Here is a 15,068-nt window from a genome sequence, read left to right as displayed (position 1 = left end):
GTCAGGCCGCCTTCCTCTTGGCATCCATGACTTCGGTCAACGGGGCGATACGGACGCCGGCCGAAACGAGCTCCGAGCGGATGAGCCGGGCGAGTTCGACGGCGCCGGGGTTGTCCCCGTGAAGCAGGACGGTGTCTGCGGAGATGTCGATGTCAGTGCCATTGGCGCAACGGATCTTGCCCTCGCACACCATGCGGACGGTTCGCTCGACAATGGCCGAAGGATCGTGCAGGACGGCGCCGGGCTGGCTGCGCGGAACCAGCGTCCCGTCTTCCTGGTAGGCACGATCGACGATGCCCACAATGGCCACGTCCAGGCCGGCGGAACGTGCCGCCCTGGCCAACTCGCCCTCCTGCGCGACCACGATGAGTTCGTTGTCCACGCGGGCAGCGGCCTCAGCCACGGCCGCAGCGTAGTCCGCACGGACGGCTACGAGATTTCCCAGCCGGCCGTGCGGAGCAATGTGGGTCACTTTGGTTCCGTGGAAGGCAGCAAAGCCGTTCAAGGCTCCCAGCTGGTAAAGGACATCCGCGCGCACTTCGTTGGCAGTCAGGCCCATGTCACGGCGGCCGAAACCACGCAGGTCAGGGAAGCTCGGATGGGCACCAATGCCGACTCCGCGGCGAACGCATTCGGCAACGGTGGCGTCCATGATGTCGGGATCGCCCGCGTGGAACCCGCAAGCGATATTGGCGCTTGAAACGATCTCCAGGAGATCGGTATCGCTGCCTATGGTGTAGGCACCGAATCCCTCTCCAAGATCCGCTACAAGATCAATTGTCGGGTTCACGTGGTTCTCTTTCCGTGGTTCTGCATTGGGGTCCGGCAATTCCATTCGAGCGGCTGGAATATCGGAAGAATTGAGTTGTCTGTTCGATTGGAAGTGTTTAGCTAAAATTCTTCAATCAGGGGAACTGCCGGTAATTCTTTGGTGATAGAAGTCTCGCACCCACGAACTTCGGGCACAAAGACCTATTCGCTATCACGGGATAGCCTCCGGTTATGACCTACGGCACACATGCCGCGGGGCCGCCGTCGTCGCCCTCTGATCTCGGCGGCAACGAAGGGCGATATGCCCGAAAGTCTCATAGGGTGCTCTTTACGTGACGATCGACTTGTGAGGCAGCGTTCCAAATGCGTCTATATTTGGGTATCGGGACAATTTGGTTGATGGGGAGTCAACGAACTGTCAGTAATGGTTGGGAAACGCCACCATGGGGATGTGGATCTCAAATTAGTCGCTGAGAGACAGGTCACACAAAGACGGATTGTGTGTCCCTACATAGAATTTCCTTATGGCATCCAGGCCCCAATGAGGGCTTGGAGGAAGGCAGACCCATGGACACCCGGAAGCTCTCATATTTTGTAAAGATCGTGGATTCGGGGAGCATCACCAAGGCCGCCGCCGCGCTCCACGTCGCCCAACCTGCCCTCAGCCAGCAGGTGTCCGCGCTGGAAAGCGATTTGAAGCAACGCCTGCTGATCCGCAGCAAGCAAGGAGTCGAGCCAACCGCCGCGGGACACACCCTCTATCGCCACGCCCAGACCATCCTGCGACTCGTGGAACAAGCACGGCTGGACGTAGCGGCATCCGGGGCCGCGCCGTCGGGCAGGGTGTCCATCGCCATCGCACCGTACAGCATGGCCTCCAGCCTGACGCCGCAGATCATCCGCGAGGTTAGCCGGCGATACCCGGACATTGTGGTGCACCTGACGGAGATCTTCGGCGGCGTGCTGAGCGAGGCAATCAAGAACGGCCGCCTCGACATGGCACTGATCTACGAGCCGGGGAAGATCCGCGGCGTGCAGTTCACCACCATGATTGTGGAAGACCTGCACCTCGTGACCCACGAAGACGTCGACGTGGCCCAAGGTCGAACAACGGTCACCCTCGAGGAAGCCAGCGGCCTTGGACTATTCCTCCCCGAAAAGAACCACACCCTGCGCCAGATCATCGAGAAGGGACTGGCCGACCAAGGGTTGCCCCTGCGGCTCGTAGGAGAAGTGGAGTCGGTTCCGTCGCTCGTTCGGCTCATTCGCGCAAACCTCGGGGCCACCGTGCTTCCTAAATCCGCGGCTGATGCGCTCTTCCCCGATGAGAACTTCAAGGTATTGCGGATCGTCGAACCCGCCTTGCAGAGCAAGATTGCCCTGTGCACCCCTGACCATGAGCCGCTGTCCGAGGCTGCCTCGGCCGTGCTCATCCTGGTCAAGGAGATGCTGCAGCAACAGTTGATGAGCAAGTACGCGGCCGATCCATCCGAGGCCTGATCCATCCATAACATTGCCTTATCCGGACAGACATCTTTGGTCTTATTCACGGGCGTATTTATTTCCTACTATCGAATTAGCAATTAATTCGAAAGCGGTTCACGGATTCCGCGAACCAGACTAAAGGAACCAGCAGTGAAAAAGATCAGCCAGACCAGATGGGTTTCGAATCCAACCCTCGGAACGCTCAGCGCACGGACCGGATTCCACTGCCCAAGGAACGGTTTCTGGCGTCCTTTGGGCGGCGTGGGCGAACCTCTCTTCGTCTTCGAAGGAAGCCTCATGCCGCCCCACGCTGGACACAGCATCGAATGGTTTCTGGTCGACGCCCGGCCAGGACACCCCGGACTGGACTGACTCGGCGTGGCCAGGCCGCTGGACTGGCCACCCGCCGTCGTCGGCTTCCCTCAACCCCGCCGCACCACCCAAGGCGCCCTGCCCCCGGCAAGGCGCCTTCTTCGTGCCCGGAAACGGGCGCGCAAAAGGCCGGCCACCAGATTCGGTGACCGGCCCCGGCAACGCAATCAGTCTTCGACCAGAAGCCCCTTGGCCTTCAGCTTTTCCGTCAGCCCGCACAACTCGATGGTGGTGCCTCCGGCGTGGTAGGCCTTGATGAGCTCGCGTTCGGCGTCGTCCCTGGCCTGGGAGAGCGCAATGACCTCCTCGGCTTCCTCACGGCGCACTACCACGACGCCGTCAGCGTCACCGCGGAGGATGTCGCCGGGGTAGATGATCTCATCGCCGAAGACGAGCGGGTGGTTGATCGGCCCCAGGGTTTCCTTGACCGTGCCCTTGATGCAGACGCTGCCCGAGAACACCGGGAGGCCCAGTTCGATGAGGTCCTGGGTATCCCGCACGCCCGAATCCGTCACCATGGCCGCGATCCCCTTGGCCTTCATGGCATTGCCCAAAACGTCGCCGAAGGTTCCGGCGTCGGAAAATTCCTGAGCACCGACCAAGACGACGTCGCCGGCCTGAGCGTAGTGGATGGCGACCTGCAGCATGAGGTTGTCCTGCGGGGCGCAGGCCACGGTCACGGCCGGGCCGCAGAAGGACATGGAGCGGTCGATCGGCTTGATCTTCGAGCTCAAGGCGCCTTTGCGGCCCTGTGCTTCGTGGATGGTCGCGGAGGAGAACGCCGCGAGGCGGCTGACGACGTCGGCGTCCGGCCTCTGGAATTTGGTCTTAACGTGGATCATTTCCTGAATCTTTCTCTTGGCTGGCTTCTGGGGTGCCCGTGGGCTTAGTTGAGGGCGCTGACTGCCTTGCGGATCGAGTCCACGCCGGCGTTGATGGTCTCCAGCGATGTGGCGAAGGAGATCCGGAAGTAGGGGCCAAGGCCGTAGGCCGAACCTTGGATGACAGCGACCGCGGCCCTGTTGAGGAGGTACAGCGTGAAGTCCTGGTCGTTTTCGATGACCGTGCCGTCCGGAGCGGTCTTGCCGATGACGCCACTGCAGTTCACGTAAGCGTAGAAAGCACCCTCGGCCGGGGCGACCGAAAGCCCGTCAATGGCGTTAAGGCCTTCGACGGCGACGTCCCGGCGCTTGCGGTACACCTCCACGCTGTCCCGGACGAACGACTGGTCGCCGTTCAGCGCAGCTGCCGCGGCTGCCTGGCTGACCGACGACGGGCAGGAGGACGTCTGCGACTGCAGCTTGTTCATGGCCGCGATCAAGGGCGCCGGGCCTACGCCGTAGCCAAGGCGCCAACCGGTCATTGCATAGGCCTTGGAGACACCGTTGACCAGCAGGATGCGGTCAACCAGGGACGGAACCGCGGTGACGAGGCTGGTCACCCGGCCGTCACCGAAGTGGATCTCGTCGTAGATTTCGTCGGTGAGGATGTAGACGTGCGGGAATTCCTCAAGGACTGCGCCCAGCGCCTGCAGTTCTTGGCGTGAGTAGACGGCTCCCGTCGGGTTGGACGGAGCATTGAGGATGAGCCACTTTGTCTTGGGCGTGATGGCTTCGCGCAGGGCGGCCGGCGTGAGCTTGAAGCCGGTGTCTTCTCCGCAAGCGACGATCACGGGCGTGCCGTCATTGGCGAGGACCATGTCCGGGTAGGACACCCAGTACGGTGCCGGGACGATGACCTCGTCGCCCTCGTTGAGCGATGCCATGAGCGCAACGTAGAGAACTTGCTTGGCACCGCCGCCGATAGTCAACTGGTTCGCCTCGTAGTGCACGCCGGTGTGGCTTTCAATCCGGCGGAGGATGGCGGTCTGCAGCTCGGGGGTCCCAGTCACCGAGGTGTATTTGGTCTCGCCGGCGTTGATCGCTTCGATAGCGGCCGCCTTGATGTGGTCAGGGGTGTCGAAGTCCGGCTCGCCGACGGTCAGGTCGATGATCGGGATGCCTTCGGCTCGTAGTTCGCGGACGCGGGCGGCGGCCGCAACGCTCGCTGAGGACTTGATGCGGGTGACCCTCGACGCCGGCAGGTACTGGGACATTGTCTTCTCCAGAATCGTGAAACTCAGGATTCGGGTGTCGAATCCCCAATTTCGAGACTAGGCACTGCCGGGCGCCGTGGATAAGACCTAATGTGCGTGGATCAATAAGAGACCCTTATGACCGTCAGCTGGATATGGGGTATCTGTGGTGGCTTAGGGACAATTCAAACTTCTTCTATGCACTTTGCTTATGGGTTCACGCGGTATTGGTATTTCCGCAATGCCGTGAATACCGCCTAGATTCATAGCTCAAACGTTCGCGAAGAGTCCGAAAGGGGTCCAATGCCAGCCCAATCCGGGTCCATTCGCGGTCGGTCGGCCACCGGCAGGTACAGCTACCGGGCGAAGTCTCAAGCACAGCCCCTAGCTGCGGCCAAGGGAGAGCATGCCAAGCTCATCCGCGCCTTCGCCGCTCATAGGCAGCTCTTGTCCCATGCTTCGAGTGCCATCCGAACATTGACCGCTGCCCGGAACGAACTGATCGCCCAGGCACTGGAAGACGCACTCCCCCTGGCCACGGTCTCCGCAGTAACCGGAGAAAACATTCGTGCCATCCGGACCATTGGTTTGGCTCATGACGACCTCCATCCGAGCGGGCTTCCGCGCGGCGCCCATGTGGATTCCCTCAGGGCGAAAAGCGAGGAACTCAGGGCAGCTGAAAGGCACCGCGACCAGATCACCGAACAGCGGGAGGCGTTGATCGTGATGGCACACCGCACCCAAGCCTGCGATGACCTTGAGCTTGCCTCGTTGACCGGCCTCACGCCCGACCATATCCGCAGGTCAACACGAGGCACCGCGCGCTCCGCCTAGCTTCCGCGGGCCAGCCCAGACGGCGCCTCCAACCCAACTGACTGACAGTTGTTGTCGTTATGAGGCGTCAAAACGACAACAACTGCGAGTCAGATGGGAGTCCTCACATCATTGGCTCTTTCTTTGCCGGGGGCGTCCTGCAGCTAAACAGTTCCTGGGGTCCTGTTCTCCTTGCGATGAGCACCGTCAATGTGCGGGCCGACGTTGGAATCGGTTCAAAATGTTGGATCGACCGCGCACCAACGGTCCAGATGCGCTTCACGCCCAGCACACGGTCGTGCTCATCCGCGGCAACCAGGGGCGGACTTCCCTGCCCCGCCATGGGCCTGCGTTTCCAGCACAGACTGACTACCGTCGCGTGCTCCCAGAATTCCACGGCAGTCACGAAGAATTCGCGCCCCTCATCATCTAGGAACAGCCCGGACTGCGGGACGTAAACCGCCCGAAGATCGTACTCCACGGGGCCCGAACGCCTTGCAGCCGGCGGTTGGGCAGTGGCTGCAGCTTGTTGAGGATTGAGATCTGGTTGCGTGACCACGACATGCTCCGTTGAATTGTGGACGGTCCCCTTCTCGACCGCCCCCGGCGGCCCCGGGATATCCAATGTAGCTCCGTCCAAGGACCTCCGGAAGAGTGCCGACTACCTACTTGCAACATCGTGGGCGGCTGGTTAGTGAATGAGAAATGTTCAGTAGCTCGGGGGCGCTCCGCCGTCGGGGGCTCTTGGGATGAACTTGTCCGCGAGGGCTTCCGTGCCGCGCGCGAGCAGCGCGACGTCGGCGCCGACCAGCACGAACGAGGCACCCGCGTCCATGTACGACCGGGCCGTGTCCTCATTGAAGGCGTTCACGCCTGCCGGTTTGCCCGCGGTTTGTGCCGCGGTGAGGCAGTGCTCGACGGCGGCGCGCACCTTGGGGTGTTCCTGCTGTCCCAGCAGGCCCATGGACGCCGCGAGGTCGGAGGGCCCGAGGAAGATGGCGTCGACACCGTCCACCGCCAGGATCTCCTCGACCGCGGCGACGGCGGCCTCGGTTTCGATCTGGACCGTGACGCTGATGGTCTCGGCGGCGCGGGCGAGGTAGTCCGGGATGCGGTTCCAGCGTGAGGCGCGGGCCAGGGCCGAGCCGACGCCCCGGACGCCGTGCGGCGGGTAGCGCACGGCGGCGACGGCGGCCTTGGCTTCCGCGGCGGAGTTGACCATGGGGATGAGCAGGTCCTGCACGCCCAGGTCCAGGTATTGCTTGAGGAGCACGGTGTCGTTGACCGGCGGTCGGACGACGGCCTGGACGGGGTAGCCGCGGACGGCCTGGAGCTGGGCGAGGATGGATTCGAGTCCGTTGGGGCTGTGTTCGGCATCAATCAGGAGCCAGTCCAGCCCGGCCCCGGCGCACAGTTCGGCGACGAGCGGGCTGCCGGAGCACACCCACATCCCGGCGAGGGGCCGGTCCGCGGCGGCCAGGGCTTGACGGAACGTACGGTCTGGTTCTACTCGAACCGGCATGTGACAACTCCCAAGGGTCCGTAGTCGGCGTGGACGGTATCGCCTTTGTACACCCAGAGAGGGCGGGTGAAGGAGCCGGCGAGGATGATCTCCCCGGCCTTCAGCCCGTCGCCGTGCGGGGCGATCTTGTTGGCGAGCCAATGCACGCCGTTGGCCGGGTGGTCCAGGACGCCGGCGGCCACGCCGGTCTCCTCCACGGTCTGGTTCTTGTACAGGATCGCCGAGACCCAGCGGAGGTCGACGGCGTCCGGGCGGACCGGTCGCCCGCCCACCACCATGGCGCCCATGGCCGCGTTGTCCGAGATGGTGTCCACGATGGTCCGGCCCTCCATCTCGATCCTGGAATCCAGGATCTCAAGGGCCGGAACCACGTAGTCGGTGGCGTTCAGGACGTCGAAGATCGTGCAACCCGGCCCGGAGAGGTCCTTCTTGAGCACGAACGCGAGTTCCACCTCGACCCGCGGGTGGGTGTACTGGTCCCACGGCACCGAGCAGCCGGTTTCCAGGACCATGTCATCGAAAATCGCGCCATAGTCCGGTTCGGTGATGCCGGTGGCGTCCTGCATGGCCTTGGACGTCAGCCCGATCTTGCGGCCCACCAGCTTCCTCCCGGCTTCCTCGTTGCGGCGTCGCCACAACTGCTGCACGGCGTAGGAATCCTCCACCGTCATCTCCGGGTAGCGGGCCGTCAGGCGCGGAACCGGGGTCCGGCTCCGGCCTGCTTCCAGTAGTTCGTCCGCAATGGTTTCTATCGTCTTCGGGTCAAGCATCTCCACACTCCGTTCGGCCATCCTGCGGTCAGCATACGTTGGGGGCTGCGGGCCTAGAGCTGCGAGCCGACCTTGAAGCCCTTCTTTTCCCCTGCGGGGCCGTCCTCGGGCTGGCGGGTGTACGAGAAGCCGTCCGCCCCAACGGTGACCGCCATTTCGCTCTTTTCCTCACGGACGATGACCGGCTGGGGGTTGCCGTCCAGGTCCAGGACGAGGGAAGCCTCGGTGTACCAGGAGGGGACCACGGGGTTGCCCCACCAGTCGCGGCGCTGGTTGTCGTGGACGTCCCAGGTGACCGTGGGGTTGTCCGGGTCCCCGGTGTAGTAGTCCTGGGTGTAGATCTCGATGCGGTGCCCGTCCGGGTCCAGGATGTACAGGTAGAACGCGTTGGACACGCCGTGCCGGCCGGGGCCTCGTTCGATCCGGTCGCTGATGCGCAGGGCGCCCATCTTGTCGCAGATCTGGATGATGTTGTGCTTCTCGTGCGTCGAGAAGGCGATGTGGTGCAGGCGGGGTCCGTTGCCGCCGGTCAGGGCGGTGTCGTGCACGGTCTGCTTGCGGTGCATCCACGCGGCGTAAGTGACGCCGTCGGAATCCTTGATGTCCTCCGAGACACGGAAGCCCAGGTCCTCGAGGTACTTCCGTCCCCGGGGAACATCGGGGGTGACCTGGTTGAAGTGGTCCAGGCGGACCAGTTCACCGGCGGAGTAGAGGTCGTAGCGCTGGGTGAGGCGTTCGACGTGTTCGACGTCGTAGAAGAACTCGTAGGGGAAGCCCAACGGGTCCTCCACGCGGACGGAGTCGCCGACGCCCTTGGTGAAGCCGTCCTTGCGGCGTTCAACCCGGCAGCCCAACTCGCGGTAGTACGCCTCGGCGGCGTCCACCTCGGCCGGGGACTTCACCCGGTACGCGAACGCTGCCGCGGCGGCGACCGGTCCCTTGCGGAGCACGAGGTTGTGGTGGATGAACTCCTCGAAGGAGCGCAGGTAGATGGTGTTCTCGTCTTCCTCGGTCACGTGCAGGCCCAGGAGGTCCACGTAGAACTCGCGGGATTTGGCGAGGTCGGTGACCACGAGTTCGAGGTAGGCGCAGCGGACGATATCCGGTGCCGGGACGGTGGGGGTGGGGACGAAGTTGGTCTGTGCAATTTGAGGGTTCATGGGGTTCTCTCTTCTTTGAAAGGGGTCTGTGGTGTTCGACGGCGGTGGCTCGCCTTGCGTGCCGTCGGCCACCCAACTGACTCGCAGTAGATGTCGTTTTGGAGCCTCATAACGACAACAAGTGCGAGTCAGTTGGGAAGGGGGAAGCGCTTAGGCGCCGAACTTGGGAGTATGAACAGCGCCGAGGGTAATGTGCACGGCCTGCTGGTCGGTGTAGAAATCGATGGAGCGGTAGCCGCCTTCGTGGCCCAGGCCCGAGGCCTTCACGCCGCCGAACGGGGTGCGCAGGTCCCGGACGTTGTGGCTGTTGAGCCACACCATGCCGGCCTCGACGTTCTGCGCGAAGTTGTGGGCCCGGGTCAGGTTCTGGGTCCAGATGTAGGCCGCCAGGCCGTATTTCGTGTTGTTCGCCAGGGCGAGCGCTTCGTCGTCGTTCTCGAACGGGGTGATCGCGACGACCGGTCCGAAGATCTCCTCTTGGAAGATCCGCGCGTCGGGCGCGACGTCGGCGAACACCGTCGGCGCGATGTAGTTGCCTTCGGGCAGGTGTTCCGGGCGTCCCCCGCCGGCGAGCAGCCGGCCTTCGGACTTGCCGATCTCCACGTACGAGGCCACTTTTTGGTAGTGCTCGGGGTGGACGAGGGCGCCGACCTGGGTTTTGGGGTCGTGCGGGTCGCCGACGACGATGTTCTTCGCGCGGGCGGCGTACTTTTCGCAGAACTCGTCATAGATGGCGCGTTCCACGAGGATGCGGGAGCCGGCCGTGCAGCGTTCCCCGTTAAGGGAGAAAACGCCGAACAGGGCCGAGTCGATCGCGGCGTCCAGGTCGGCGTCGGCGAACACGACGCACGGGGATTTGCCGCCGAGCTCCATGGACAGGCCCTTGAGGTTTGCTGCGGCGTTGCGGAAGATTGTCTGCCCCGTGGTGGTCTCACCGGTGAAGGAGATCAGCGGCACGTCCGGGTGCTTCACGAGGGCGTCGCCGGCTTCCTCGCCGAGGCCGTTGACCAGGTTGAACACGCCGTCGGGCAGGCCTGCGTCCTTGAAGATCTGTGCCCAGAGCGAGGCCGAGAGCGGGGTGAATTCGGCCGGCTTCAGGACCACGGTGTTGCCGGTGGCCAGGGCCGGGGCGAGCTTCCAGGACTCGAGCATGAACGGGGTGTTCCACGGGGTGATCAGGCCCGCGACGCCGATCGGCTTGCGGTTCACGTAGTTGATCTGTGAGCCGGGGACCTTCATGGCGTCGTCGAACTGGGCCACGATCAGGTCCGCGAAGAAGCGGAAGTTCTCCGCCGCACGCAACGCCTGGCCCTTGGCCTGGGTGATCGGCAGGCCGGTGTCGAAGGTCTCGAGTTCGGCGAGGCGCTCCTCCTGGGCTTCGACGGCGTCGGCGATCCTGTTCAGGACGCGGGCACGTTCGCGCGGCTTCATCTTCGGCCAGGGACCGTTCACGAAGGCTTCGCGGGCGGCGGCAACAGCGAGGTCGATGTCTTCCTTCTGCCCGGCCGCGGCGGTGGCGTAGTTGCCGTTGGATACCGGGTCCAGGACGTCGAAGGTCTTCCCGCCAACGGAGTCAACGAACCGGCCGTTGATGAAGTGCTGGATGTGGGTGGGAAGGTCCTTCGGGATGTAATGGGTGGTGGTGGTTTCTGGTGCGGTGAACGTCATTGTTGTCTTCCTTTACTTGTGCAACGCGGGGTCACTTACGGCCTATGTTGGGCCGTTTAATGGGCGCTAACTGACCCCGCGTTGCTTTGTGCGAGGTACGCGTCCAGGGTGGCGCTGCGGTGCCGGCGGGCGGCGTGTTCGATGGTGTTGGCGTCGGCGTTGCTTTCGATGAGTTGAAGCAGCGCCTCGTGCTCTTTGACGGATTCCTGCGCGCGGCCGGGGACGAAGCGGAACGTCGAGGCCCTGATCGAGGCGAGCCGGTTCCAGCCGCGGTGCACGAGGTCCAGGATGTGCGGATTGGGACAGTGTTCAAAGAGCACGCTGTGGAAATCCTGGTTCAGCGCCGTGAAGCGGACCGGGTCGAAATGCTCCAGGCAATCGCGCATCTCGGCGTTCACCGCGCGGGCCCGTGCAATCGCCACGGAATCGATCAGCGGTGCGGACAACGCCGTTGCCGCTCCTTCGATAATGCTCAGGGTCTGCATCGTGTACAGGTACTCCGTGGGGTCGATCCCGGAGACCGTGGCGCCGACGTTGCGCTCGAACTTCACGAGCCCCTCGGCCTCCAGGCGGCGGATCGCCTCCCGGACCGGAACCACGCTCACGCCCAGGTCCTCAGCGATCTTGGCCAGCACCAGCCGGTATCCCGGCGTGTAGGTGCCTTCCACGATGCGCGCCTTGACTGCCGTATAGGCCTGCTCGGACTTGCTCCCGGTCTTCTCGCCCAAGGCGACGCTCCCGACGGCGGTTTCAGTCACCCTGGGCTCCTTCCCACTCCTGGTAGCGGGCACGCCACTGCGCGTTCATCGGATACAAACCGTCCACGCTGTTGCCCTGCTTGACCATCTCGAAGATGAAGGATTCTTCCTTCTCCTGCTCGATGCACTCATCCACGAGTTCCCCGGCGATGGCCGGCGGGATCACCAGGATGCCGTCCGAGTCGGCCACAATGATGTCCCCGGGCTGGACCGTGGCCCCGCCGCAGGCGATGGTGATGTCCGTGTCCCACGGGATGTGCCGGCGGCCCAGCACGGCGGGGTGTGGGTTGGCGAAGTAGGTGGGCATGTCCAGTCCAGCCACCGCAGAATAGTCGCGGACGCCGCCGTCGGTGATAATGGCTGCGGCGCCGCGCATCTGGGCGCGCAGCGCGAGGATGTCCCCGACAGTGCCTGTGCCCTTTTCGCCCCGGGCCTCCATGACCAGGATTTCGCCCTCGTTCACGGAGTCGATCGCGCGCTTCTGCGCGTTGAAGCCGCCGCCGTGGGTCTTGAACAGGTCCTCCCGGTTGGGAACGTAACGCAAGGTCCGGGCGAGCCCGACGACGCGGCGGTCCGGGCGGGTGGCCTGCAGTCCGTCGATGCTCACGTTGTTCAGCCCGCGCTTGCGCAATTGGCTGGACAACGTCGCGGTGGCGACGCTCTCGAGTTTCTTCTTCAGCTCAGGCGTAAGGACGGGCGCCGGATTTTCCAGCGGCGGCAACCCCGCCGCTTCGCGGGAACCGTACGCTTCCTCCCGCTGCGTGTCATCGGACTTGGGCCGGGCACCGAAGTCCGCGAACGGCGTCGTACCTTCCGTCACTGTGGTGACCAGGCGGCCGCTGCTGAGCCCGACGGCGGTGACTTCAACCTCGACGACGTCGCCGGGCTGGGCGACGGAGGCGCCGGCCGGGGTTCCGGTCAGGATGATGTCGCCGGTTTCCAGTGTGAGGAGCTGCGAGAGATCGGCGACGAGGCGCGCGAAGGGGAACAGCAAGCCTTCGGTGGTGTCGTCCTGCACAAGTTCGCCGTTGTGCCAGGTGCGGATGCGCAGTTGGGAGGGGTCGACGTCGGCGGCCGGGATGAGCGCGGGCCCTACCGGGGTGAAGCCGTCGCCGCCCTTGGACCGGAGGTTGGAGCCCTTGTCCGCGTAGCGGAGGTCGTAGACGCCCAGGTCGTTGCTGGCAGTGACCCACCCGACGTGGCTCCAAGCGTCCTCGATGCTGACCCGACGGGCGGGCTTGCCGATGACCAGCGCGATCTCGCCCTCGTACCCGAGGAGCTCGCAACCGGCCGGACGCTCCACCGATGAAGGCGCTTCTGCCGAGCCGAATGTCAGGGACGACGAAGGCTTCAGGAAGTACGACGGCTGCTCCGGCGTACGGCCCCGCTGGGCGGCCCGGCTGGGGTAGTTGATATGCACCGCGATGACCTTGCGGGCCGCGGCCAGGATGTGGTCGGTGACCTTTTCCAAGATTTACTCCTCATCGAGTACGAAATCGTATACGATAACTATGACCCGGGAGCTTCGGGACGTCAACCCCCGTTTTCAGGCACAGTCTCACGGGCCCGGCGCGGATCGCGCCAGGGTCGGCCATCCGGCCTTGTAGCCCACGTCACACCTGCCGTACAGTTAGAATCCAATTCAGGGTTCAAATAGAGAATTCACAGTTCTATAATTGAACAACCACACAACGAAGTGAGGAAATCCCATGCAGTTCCACCACCACGGTTATGTGTCCGGTGACCCGCGAGTCCAGGCGGCCGCCGGTGTCGGGATCAACAGGCCCACTGACATTCCCGACGAGGTCGACGTGCTCATCGTGGGCAGCGGGCCCGCGGGCATGCTCGCCGCCGCACAGTTGTCCCAGTTCCCGGGCGTCACGACGCGGATCGTGGAGCGCCGCGGCGGGAGGCTCGCGATCGGCCAGGCCGACGGCATCCAGGCCCGGAGCGTGGAGACGTTCCAGGCCTTCGGATTCGCCGAGCGGATCATCGCCGAGGCGTATCGGATCACCGAGATGGCGTTCTGGAAGCCGGACCCCGCGGATCCCTCGCGCATCATCCGCACCGCCCGCGCCCTCGACGATCCGACCGGAGACATCAGCGAATTCCCGCACCTCATCGTGAACCAGGCGCGCGTGCTGGACTACTTCGCCGAGTTCATGGCGAACTCCCCTACCCGCATGTCTCCCGACTACGGATACGAGTTCCGCGGCCTCGAGGTCACCGGCGAGGGCGACTACCCCGTCACCGTCACCCTTCTCCACACCGCCGGAACCAACGAAGGCCAGGAACGCGTCGTCCGGGCCAAGTACGTCGTGGGGGCGGACGGTGCGCGGAGCAAGGTGCGGGAGTCGATCGGCTGCACCCTCGCCGGGGACCAGGCCAACCACGCCTGGGGCGTCATGGACGTCCTTGCCGTCACGGACTTCCCCGACATCCGCACGAAATGCGCCATCCAGTCCGGCACGGGCGGCAGCATCCTGCTGATCCCGCGCGAAGGCGGCCACCTCTTCCGCATGTACGTCGACCTCGGCGAGGTGGACCGGAATGACAACCGCTCCGTGCGCAACACCACCATCGAGGAGATCATCGCGAAAGCCAACGAAATCCTGCACCCCTACACGCTCGACGTGCGCAACGTCGCCTGGCACAGTGTCTACGAGGTGGGGCACCGGCTCACGGACAGGTTCGACGACGTCCTGCCGGAGGAGCGCGGCACCCGCACTCCCCGTGTTTTCATCACCGGCGACGCATGCCACACCCACAGCGCCAAGGCCGGCCAGGGCATGAACGTCTCCATGCAGGACGGCTTCAACCTGGCCTGGAAGCTCGGACACGTACTCGAAGGCCGCAGCCCGGAGAGCCTGCTGTCCACGTACTCCGCCGAGCGCCAGGTCGTTGCCAAGAACCTCATCGACTTCGACAAAGAGTGGTCCACGCTCATGGCCAAAAAGCCCGAGGAATTCGAGGACCCCACCGAGCTGGAGAACTTCTATGTGAACACGGCGGAGTTCCCTGCCGGCTTCATGACCCACTACGCTCCCTCGCCGCTCATCGCCGAGCCAACACACCAAAGCCTGGCCACGGGATTCACCATCGGCAAGCGTTTCAAGTCCGCCCCGGTGGTGCGGGTCTGCGACACCAACCCGCTGCAACTCGGCCACCAGGCCAAAGCGGACGGCCGCTGGCGCATCTACGTCTTCGCGGACGCCGAGGTGGCCGGTGCACAGTCCCCTGCCGCGGACTTTGCCGAGTGGATCGCGAACGCACCGGACTCACCGCTGGCCGCGACGCCGTCGGGCGCTGACCGTGACGCGTGGTTCGACGTGAAGGTGATCTACCAGCAGGAGCACACAAGCGTCGACATCGGGGCCGTACCGGAGGCGTTCAAGCCGCAAGTCGGGCCGTTCAAGCTCACCTACCTCGAGAACGTCTACGGCACTGATCCTTCGGCTGACATCTTCGAGCTGCGCGGCCTTGACCGCGGCGGCGTCGTGGTGGTGGTGCGCCCGGACCAGTACGTCGCGAACGTGCTGCCCTTGACCGCGACGACGGAACTCGCCGCGTTCTTCGCGCCGCTCCTTCGATCGGGACGGACCGCGGCAGTGTGAGCTGTTGGCGCGGCTTGGCGCGCTGGACCTGCGGAAGGGTTCATTCTGTCGGTGGCTCGTC

At 64.2% G+C, this 15,068-nt stretch carries 13 protein-coding genes; 4 read left to right on the top strand and 9 right to left on the bottom strand.

Annotation, left to right across the window (positions count from 1 at the left end; all coding sequences use genetic code 11):
* Nucleotide 1: 1 nt before the first annotated feature.
* Nucleotides 2-790, bottom strand: coding sequence for a LamB/YcsF family protein (locus tag NFJ07_RS09515; protein ID WP_269993876.1), 789 nt, complete (start codon nucleotides 788-790; stop codon nucleotides 2-4).
* 548 nt (nucleotides 791-1,338) lie between these two features.
* On the opposite strand from NFJ07_RS09515, the gene NFJ07_RS09510 reads away from it, so the two are divergent.
* Together NFJ07_RS09510 and NFJ07_RS09505 are read left to right on the top strand one after the other, a co-directional pair.
* The gene (locus NFJ07_RS09510) at nucleotides 1,339-2,271 is read left to right on the top strand and encodes a LysR substrate-binding domain-containing protein (RefSeq protein WP_269993874.1); all 933 of its coding nucleotides are present in this window, start codon (nucleotides 1,339-1,341) and stop codon (nucleotides 2,269-2,271) included.
* 135 nt (nucleotides 2,272-2,406) lie between these two features.
* Nucleotides 2,407-2,628, top strand: coding sequence for a hypothetical protein (locus NFJ07_RS09505; RefSeq protein WP_269993872.1), 222 nt, complete (start codon nucleotides 2,407-2,409; stop codon nucleotides 2,626-2,628).
* Nucleotides 2,629-2,795: 167 nt separating this feature from the next.
* On the opposite strand, the gene NFJ07_RS09500 is transcribed toward NFJ07_RS09505, so the two are convergent.
* On the bottom strand, nucleotides 2,796-3,470 hold the full coding sequence (locus NFJ07_RS09500) for a 4-carboxy-4-hydroxy-2-oxoadipate aldolase/oxaloacetate decarboxylase (RefSeq protein WP_269993870.1): 675 nt from the start codon (nucleotides 3,468-3,470) through the stop codon (nucleotides 2,796-2,798).
* Nucleotides 3,471-3,514: 44 nt separating this feature from the next.
* Nucleotides 3,515-4,723: an aspartate transaminase gene (locus NFJ07_RS09495; protein WP_269993869.1), complete on the bottom strand. Its 1,209-nt coding sequence runs from the start codon at nucleotides 4,721-4,723 to the stop codon at nucleotides 3,515-3,517.
* A 282-nt stretch (nucleotides 4,724-5,005) separates the two neighbouring features.
* Here NFJ07_RS09495 and NFJ07_RS09490 point away from each other — a divergent pair, with 282 nt between their 5' ends.
* Nucleotides 5,006-5,536 (top strand): hypothetical protein, encoded by a 531-nt coding sequence (locus tag NFJ07_RS09490; protein WP_269993868.1) that lies wholly within the window; start codon nucleotides 5,006-5,008, stop codon nucleotides 5,534-5,536.
* Nucleotides 5,537-6,224: 688 nt separating this feature from the next.
* Here the strand turns inward: NFJ07_RS09490 and NFJ07_RS09485 are convergent.
* The 6 genes from NFJ07_RS09485 to NFJ07_RS09460 form a co-directional block, all read right to left on the bottom strand.
* Nucleotides 6,225-7,037, bottom strand: coding sequence for an HpcH/HpaI aldolase family protein (locus tag NFJ07_RS09485; RefSeq protein WP_269993867.1), 813 nt, complete (start codon nucleotides 7,035-7,037; stop codon nucleotides 6,225-6,227).
* A complete protein-coding gene (gene hpaH / locus NFJ07_RS09480) occupies nucleotides 7,022-7,807 on the bottom strand; it encodes a 2-oxo-hept-4-ene-1,7-dioate hydratase (RefSeq protein ID WP_269993933.1) in 786 nt (261 codons plus the stop codon). Before hpaH ends, NFJ07_RS09485 begins: the two co-directional genes overlap by 16 nt.
* 53 nt (nucleotides 7,808-7,860) lie before the next feature.
* Nucleotides 7,861-8,967 (bottom strand): 3,4-dihydroxyphenylacetate 2,3-dioxygenase, encoded by a 1,107-nt coding sequence (hpaD, locus tag NFJ07_RS09475; RefSeq protein ID WP_269993866.1) that lies wholly within the window; start codon nucleotides 8,965-8,967, stop codon nucleotides 7,861-7,863.
* A gap of 150 nt (nucleotides 8,968-9,117) precedes the next feature.
* Nucleotides 9,118-10,635, bottom strand: coding sequence for a 5-carboxymethyl-2-hydroxymuconate semialdehyde dehydrogenase (gene hpaE / locus NFJ07_RS09470; protein WP_269993865.1), 1,518 nt, complete (start codon nucleotides 10,633-10,635; stop codon nucleotides 9,118-9,120).
* Between the two features lie 56 nt (nucleotides 10,636-10,691).
* On the bottom strand, nucleotides 10,692-11,393 hold the full coding sequence (locus tag NFJ07_RS09465) for a GntR family transcriptional regulator (RefSeq protein ID WP_269993864.1): 702 nt from the start codon (nucleotides 11,391-11,393) through the stop codon (nucleotides 10,692-10,694).
* The gene (locus NFJ07_RS09460; RefSeq protein WP_269993862.1) at nucleotides 11,386-12,864 is read right to left on the bottom strand and encodes a fumarylacetoacetate hydrolase family protein; all 1,479 of its coding nucleotides are present in this window, start codon (nucleotides 12,862-12,864) and stop codon (nucleotides 11,386-11,388) included. The genes NFJ07_RS09465 and NFJ07_RS09460 overlap by 8 nt, the downstream gene beginning before the upstream one ends.
* 238 nt (nucleotides 12,865-13,102) lie before the next feature.
* Here NFJ07_RS09460 and NFJ07_RS09455 point away from each other — a divergent pair, with 238 nt between their 5' ends.
* Nucleotides 13,103-15,007 carry an FAD-binding monooxygenase gene (locus NFJ07_RS09455; RefSeq protein WP_269993860.1) on the top strand — a complete coding sequence of 635 codons (1,905 nt, stop codon included), beginning with the start codon at nucleotides 13,103-13,105 and terminating at the stop codon, nucleotides 15,005-15,007.
* Nucleotides 15,008-15,068 lie beyond the last annotated feature (61 nt).

Source organism: Arthrobacter sp. B2a2-09, from assembly GCF_027587375.1.
Lineage (GTDB): Bacteria > Actinomycetota > Actinomycetes > Actinomycetales > Micrococcaceae > Arthrobacter.
The sequence above is the reverse complement of the archived record's forward strand: the minus strand, read 5'-3'. Positions and strand labels throughout refer to the sequence as shown.

What these genes read in the sequence shown, in the direction of transcription:
- NFJ07_RS09510 (WP_269993874.1), top strand. Translation starts at nt 1,339, where the DNA reads ATGGACACCCGGAAGCTCTCATATTTTGTAAAGATCGTGGATTCGGGG.
- NFJ07_RS09500 (WP_269993870.1), bottom strand. Translation starts at nt 3,470, where the DNA reads ATGATCCACGTTAAGACCAAATTCCAGAGGCCGGACGCCGACGTCGTC.
- NFJ07_RS09495 (WP_269993869.1), bottom strand. Translation starts at nt 4,723, where the DNA reads ATGTCCCAGTACCTGCCGGCGTCGAGGGTCACCCGCATCAAGTCCTCA.
- NFJ07_RS09490 (WP_269993868.1), top strand. Translation starts at nt 5,006, where the DNA reads ATGCCAGCCCAATCCGGGTCCATTCGCGGTCGGTCGGCCACCGGCAGG.
- NFJ07_RS09485 (WP_269993867.1), bottom strand. Translation starts at nt 7,037, where the DNA reads ATGCCGGTTCGAGTAGAACCAGACCGTACGTTCCGTCAAGCCCTGGCC.
- hpaH (WP_269993933.1), bottom strand. Translation starts at nt 7,807, where the DNA reads ATGCTTGACCCGAAGACGATAGAAACCATTGCGGACGAACTACTGGAA.
- hpaD (WP_269993866.1), bottom strand. Translation starts at nt 8,967, where the DNA reads ATGAACCCTCAAATTGCACAGACCAACTTCGTCCCCACCCCCACCGTC.
- hpaE (WP_269993865.1), bottom strand. Translation starts at nt 10,635, where the DNA reads ATGACGTTCACCGCACCAGAAACCACCACCACCCATTACATCCCGAAG.
- NFJ07_RS09455 (WP_269993860.1), top strand. Translation starts at nt 13,103, where the DNA reads ATGCAGTTCCACCACCACGGTTATGTGTCCGGTGACCCGCGAGTCCAG.